At 75.4% G+C, this 3,894-nt stretch carries 4 protein-coding genes; 1 reads left to right on the forward strand and 3 read right to left on the reverse strand.

From position 1 onward, the window contains the following. Positions 1-98: 98 nt before the first annotated feature. The 3 genes from ACFU74_RS36460 to ACFU74_RS36470 all read right to left on the reverse strand — a co-directional run bounded on the left by ACFU74_RS36460 (position 99) and on the right by ACFU74_RS36470 (position 2,999). Positions 99-1,022, reverse strand: a complete 924-nt coding sequence (locus ACFU74_RS36460) for a lytic polysaccharide monooxygenase (protein WP_380764427.1) — start codon at positions 1,020-1,022, stop codon at positions 99-101. Between the two features lie 266 nt (positions 1,023-1,288). Beyond that, positions 1,289-1,720, reverse strand: coding sequence for a hypothetical protein (locus ACFU74_RS36465; RefSeq protein WP_380764428.1), 432 nt, complete (start codon positions 1,718-1,720; stop codon positions 1,289-1,291). 37 nt (positions 1,721-1,757) lie between these two features. Then, complete coding sequence (locus tag ACFU74_RS36470) at positions 1,758-2,999, reverse strand: amino acid deaminase/aldolase (RefSeq protein ID WP_380764429.1); 1,242 nt, start codon at positions 2,997-2,999, stop codon at positions 1,758-1,760. Positions 3,000-3,098: 99 nt separating this feature from the next. On the opposite strand from ACFU74_RS36470, the gene ACFU74_RS36475 reads away from it, so the two are divergent. Next, entirely contained in the window at positions 3,099-3,875 is a 777-nt protein-coding gene (locus tag ACFU74_RS36475) for an SseB family protein (RefSeq protein ID WP_380764430.1), read from the forward strand. Positions 3,876-3,894: the final 19 nt, after the last annotated feature.

Here is a 3,894-nt window from a genome sequence, read left to right on the forward strand (position 1 = left end):
CGCCCGGAGGGATCCGGGCGGGCCGCCGCCGTTCTCAGCGGATCGGCCGGGGCGGGGCCGTACGGGGGATGGAACGGCCCGGCCCCGGCTTCCGGCGGTCAGCCGTCGTGTCGCACAGCCTCGACCCGACGGCGCCGGAGCACCATGCCGGCCCAGCCGACGCCGATCGCGGCGGCACCGGCGAGCAGCAGCGGGCCGGTGGCGGAACCGCCACCCACCGCCGCGCTGTCGGCCGCGACGACCCGGCCGGCGGGCTCCTCGGCGTTGCCGCCGTGCCCGTGGTGGGCGACGGTGGACTTGGACTGGTCAGCGACGATCTGCTCCTCGCTGGGCGCGGCCGGGGCCTGCGCGGCGAGCGCCGACACGGCGCCGGCGGTGGTCGCGCCCTTGCCGAAGTCGATGTCGGAGCAGCTGTAGAACGCCTCCGGGCTGTCGGTGCGCTGCCACACCATGTAGAGCAGCTGACGACCGGTGCGCTGCGGCAGGGTGCCGCTGTAGTTGTAGTAGCCGTTGTCGGAGGTGCGGGAGGTGGCCACCTTGGCGACCGGCACGGCGTCGAGGTCGGACCACTTCAGCGGCTGGGTGGGGTCCCAGCTCTGCTTGGTGATGTAGATGGTCTGGTTGCCCTGGTGCGGGGCGGTGACGCGGTACTTGAAGTCGATCTTGCCGGCGGTGACCGGGGAGGCGGGCCAGTCGGCGCGCGCCAGGTCCAGGGCCTTGTACTTGTCGCGGCCGGCGGAGCAGAGCTTGCCGTCCGGGATCTGCGCCTGGTGGGCGCCGGCGACGCTGGCGAGGTTGACCTCGTTCCAGTCGTACAGCGGCTGGGTGCCGCCGAGCGCGATGACGTCCTTGCAGAGCTGCGACTTGGGGGTCTCCGGACCCTCCGCGTAGCAGGCCGCGACCCGGCTGACCGGGTTGGTGACGGTGCCGTGCGCACCGGCGGTGCCGATGCCGACGGTGGTGACGGAGAGGAACGCGGCGCCGACGACGCCGACGGACATGGCGGTTCGCTTGATGGACATGGGGTGGGGACTCCTTGACCGTGAACCGGGTCGAGGCTGTGGGGGAATGCCGGGCACGTCTGCCCGAGGGGCCCGCCGACCCGGCGCGGCGCCCCTGGGCTGAGCGTATGATTGGACTAGACCAGCTGGCAATAGTGCGTACTTGGCCACTTTTTGACGGAATGTAGCCCCGTGAGCAGCGCAAAGGCCCGACGGGGCGCCTGGGTTAGGCATCCCATCGGGCCTGCTTAAGGTGTGGCCAAGGTTCCCGGCGGCGTCCGGCGGGTCTACTGCCGTCTGATCTGCGCGCCGGTCTGGATGACGGTGCCGTGCACCGTCGTGTCGTGCACCGTGTTGACGGTGTGGTGCACCTCGACGGACTGCGGCTGCCGCGGCGTGAACTCCTCCAACAGGTCGCGCAGTTCCCCCGCCGCCTGCGGGTCCTGGCGCAGCAGCCGGCGGATCCGGTTGCGCACCTCGGCGGTCTGGTCGTCGACCAGCGCGGTGTCACCGTCAGCCCGGACCACCTCGACCCGGATCTCCTCCAGCTCGGCGGACACCTCCTCGGCGTCCCGCCCGCGCCCCAGCAGTCCCGCGAGCCGTGAACGCAGCTGCGTCCAGGCCTCGGTGGCCATCAGCCCGACCACCGTCGTGGCACCCGTGGTCACCAGCTGCGTGATCTCGGCCTCCACGGCCTCCCCCTCCGTCCGTACCGGCATGCTCTCCTACGGTAGTGGAAGCCGGCGTCCGCACGGGTCATAGGAAGGTGTGTCCCTCGCCCCGGTAGGTCGGTACGGTGCGCACCACCGCGTCCCCCTCCACGAGGTGCAACTCGGCGAACCGCTCGCAGAGTTCCCCCGCCTTGGCGTGCCGGAACCAGACCCGGTCGCCGATCAGCAGGTCGTCGGCCGCCGCACCGAGCAGCGGCGTCTGCACCTCGCCGGCGCCCTCCATCGGGTCGTAGCGCAGGCCCGGCGGCAGGTACGGCACGGGGGAGCGGTCCGGGCCGGGCGCGCCGGACGCGGGGTAGCCGCCGCCGAGCACGGTCACCACGCCGACCCCGGGGCGGCGCACCACCGGCTGGCCGAACAGCGCGGCCGGCCGGCCGCGGAACGCCCGGTAGTGGTCGAACAGCTGCGGCTGGTAGAGCCCGGACCCGGCCGCCACCTCGGTCACCGCGCGCTCGGAGACCGTCGACTCGACGCTGCCGGTGCCGCCGCCGTTGACGAACTCCAGCTCGGCCACCCGGCGCAGCATCCGCACGGTGGCCGCCCGGCGCTCGGCCAGCTCGGCCCGCGCCCGGGCCTGCATCACCCGCACCAGCGCGGAGCGCACCGGCCGCCCGGGGACCGCGTCGCCCACCCCGGCGACGTGCCCCTCGTACGCCATCAGCCCGACCACCCGGAAGCCCCGGCGGTGCTGCACCAGCTCCGCGAAGGCGGCCACGTCCTCGGGCGCGCGCAGCGGGGAGCGGCGGGCGCCGACCCGCACCCGCCCGCCGAGCAGGTGCAGCGAGGTGTCCAGCTCCAGGCAGACCCGCACCTCGGCGGAGCCGGCCCGGGCGGCGTCGACCAGGTCCAGCTGGGCGGGGTCGTCCAGCACCACGGTGACGGCGGCGGCGAGCTCCGGGTCGCCGGTCAGCTCGGCGAAGGCGGCCCGGTCGCTGGAGGGGTAGGCGAGCAGGACGTCGCGCAGGCCGGAGCGGGCCAGCCAGAGCGACTCGGCGAGGGTGAAGCTCATCACCCCGGCGAAGCCCGGCACGGCCAGCGCCCGTTCCAGCAGGGCGCGGCAGCGGACCGACTTGCTCGCCACCCGGACGGGCTTGCCGCCGGCCCGGCGCACCAGGTCGGCGGCGTTGGCGTCGAAGGCCGCCAGGTCGACGACGGCCACCGGGCCGTCCAGGTGGGCGGTGGCCCGGTCGTACCGGGCGCGGTCGGCGGCCGGCGAGGGGGCGGACGCGATGCGGTCGGCGCCGGCGGCGGCTTCGAGCGTGGCCATGGGCGCAGACTGCCACACCGCCGCTACCCGCGGGTAGGGGACGGACGGGGGACCTTCGGTCCGTGTGGGCGCGCGGGCCGGTGGCATAGGGTCGGCGGGGTGGACCGCAAAGACTTCTCCAACCCGGCGTTCGTCGGGAAGAACATCCCCGACCCGGGCTTCTCCGGCGACGACGGCACCGCCGACCCGGCGCTGGCCGCCGCGCTCGCCCGCTGGGCGCAGGACCGCGCGGCCGAGCCGGAGGTGCTGGCGGCGCTGACGCCCACCCGGTTGATGGTGCCGATCGTGGCGATCCTCGGCGAGGTCGAGGTGGACGCGCACGGGCACCGGCACGAGAAGACCAGCGACATGGCCGTCCCGGTGCTGGAGGCCGCCGACGGCCGGCGCGCGCTGCCGGCCTTCACCTCGCTGGAGTCGCTGGCCCGCTGGCGCGCCGATGCCCGTCCGGCGCCGACCGCGGCCCCGCAGGCGGCGATGGTGGCCTTCTCCGAGCGCGCGGACACCCTGCTCGTGGACCCGGCCGGGCCGGTGCCGTTCCAGCTGTCGGGGGCCCGGCTGCGGGCGCTGGCGGAGAACCGGCCCTACCTGCCGCCGGCGGCCGACCCCGAGGTGCGCGAGGCGGTCCGGGCGCTGCTGGCGGCCGAGCCGCAGGTGACCGCCGGGCTGCTGGCGGCGGCCGAGGACTCGGACGGGGTGCTCGCGGTGATCCTCGACCCGGGGCTGGACCAGGCCGGGATGCAGGCGGCGGCGCAGCGGGTCGGGCAGGCGGTGGCCGGCGACCCGGTGCTGCGGGTGCGGCTGGACCGCGGCCTCGACCTGGCGGTGCTGCCCGCCTCGGCCGACGGGCCGGCCGAGGAGCCCGTCTACCAGCGCTGACGGGGCCGCCGGGGGAACG

The sequence above is a fragment of the Kitasatospora sp. NPDC057500 genome (assembly GCF_042802195.1).
Classification (GTDB): Bacteria; Actinomycetota; Actinomycetes; order Streptomycetales; family Streptomycetaceae; genus Kitasatospora.

Bases quoted from the DNA above. Each gene is read 5' to 3' on its own strand.
- ACFU74_RS36465 (WP_380764428.1), bottom strand. From the start codon at position 1,720: ATGCCGGTACGGACGGAGGGGGAGGCCGTGGAGGCCGAGATCACGCAG.
- ACFU74_RS36460 (WP_380764427.1), bottom strand. From the start codon at position 1,022: ATGTCCATCAAGCGAACCGCCATGTCCGTCGGCGTCGTCGGCGCCGCG.
- ACFU74_RS36470 (WP_380764429.1), bottom strand. From the start codon at position 2,999: ATGGCCACGCTCGAAGCCGCCGCCGGCGCCGACCGCATCGCGTCCGCC.